The organism is Clavibacter sp. MX14-G9D (assembly GCF_032917815.1).
Classification (GTDB): domain Bacteria; phylum Actinomycetota; class Actinomycetes; order Actinomycetales; family Microbacteriaceae; genus Clavibacter; species Clavibacter michiganensis_K.
In genome coordinates this window covers 1-1,270 of the sequence record NZ_JAVCVL010000376.1, presented here as the reverse complement: position 1 = coordinate 1,270, position 1,270 = coordinate 1, and the positions used below count along the sequence as shown (strand labels likewise).

The window sequence follows — 1,270 nt, the reverse complement described above, 5'->3', positions numbered from 1 at the left end:
GCCCGCCTCCACGCCGGCACGCGCATGACCGCGGGTCCCATCCGCGTGGCCGTCGTCGACGACCACCCCGTCGTGCGGGCCGGCCTCGCCGCCCTCCTCGCCTCCGCGGAGGGCATCGAGGTGGTGGGCCAGGCGGCCGACGGCGCGGCGGCCGTCGCCCTCGCGCGCGCCGAGCGGCCGGACGTCGTCCTCATGGACCTCCGCATGCCCGTCCTCGACGGCGTCGGCGCCACCACCCGCATCCGCGAGGAGGCGCCGGACGTGCGCGTGCTCGTGCTCACGACCTACGAGACGGACGCGAGCATCCTCACCGCCATCGAGGCGGGCGCCCGCGGGTACCTGCTGAAGGCCGCGCCGGAGGACGAGATCCTCGCGGGCGTCCGCGCCGTCGCGCGCGGCGAGGTGGCCCTCGCGCCCGCCATCGCGGCGCTGCTCGTGCGCGAGGTCGCCCGCCCGGCGGCGGAGCCGCGCGCCCCCGTGCCGGCCCTCAGCCCCCGGGAGACCGAGGTGCTGGCCCTCGTCGCGATCGGCCGCACCAACGCCCGCATCGCCGCCGAGCTGCACGTGACGCCCGCGACCGTGAAGACGCACCTGCTGCACGTGTTCGAGAAGCTCGGCGTCGGCGACCGGACCCGGGCGGTCACGCTGGCGATGGAGCTGGGCCTGCTGCCGCCGGCGACTCGGCCCGCCGACGCCTGAGCCGACCCGCGCGGGCGTCGCGGATCAGGAGGACGCGACGAAGGCGCCCACCTCGAGCAGGGCGTGGTCCGCGGTGGTGCACGCCGCCTGCGGCCACGCGATGAAGAGCGACGCGGTGGATCCGGGCGGGTAGACGCGCAGGCCGTCGGCGTCGGTCGTGCCGCACTCGGCGTCGGCGTAGACGCCCGGCTCCGTGTAGCGCAGAGGCGCCTGGGCGGAGGCGCCGGGAGCCAGCCGCACGGTCGGGTGGTCGGCGGCGCGGTCGAGCGTCGCGGGGACGCCGAGCTGCGTGCCGTCGCCGCCGCCGACGAAGGAGACGCCCGGCCAGCCCTGCAGGCTGCAGGCGGCGGAGGACGAGTTGGCGACGACCACGGTGACGCGCTGCTGGCTCATCCCCGTGCCCTCGCCGGGGTCGCCGCCGGGTCCGGAGGCGGGCGCGATGGATCCGGTCAGCTGCTCGACGGTGCACCGGGCGTCCTCGCCGGAGGCGGCCGGGTCGCCGGTGGCGCCGTCGGCGGCGGCGGGGGCCGCGGACGCCGAGGGCGCGGGGGCGGACGTCGGGGCGACGGTG

General features: G+C 78.6%; 2 protein-coding genes. One reads left to right on the top strand and one right to left on the bottom strand.

Translation table 11 applies throughout. The features are described from left to right. Positions 1–24: 24 nt before the first annotated feature. Positions 25–699, top strand: coding sequence for a response regulator transcription factor (locus tag Q6969_RS15755; RefSeq protein ID WP_317231285.1), 675 nt, complete (start codon positions 25–27; stop codon positions 697–699). Positions 700–723: 24 nt separating this feature from the next. On the opposite strand, the gene Q6969_RS15750 is transcribed toward Q6969_RS15755, so the two are convergent. Continuing rightward, on the bottom strand, positions 724–1,270 hold a 547-nt coding region (locus Q6969_RS15750; protein WP_317231284.1), incomplete at its 5' end, for a DUF4232 domain-containing protein.

Excerpts from the sequence above, each read along its gene's own strand:
- Q6969_RS15755 (WP_317231285.1), top strand. The coding sequence starts at position 25 with ATGACCGCGGGTCCCATCCGCGTGGCCGTCGTCGACGACCACCCCGTC.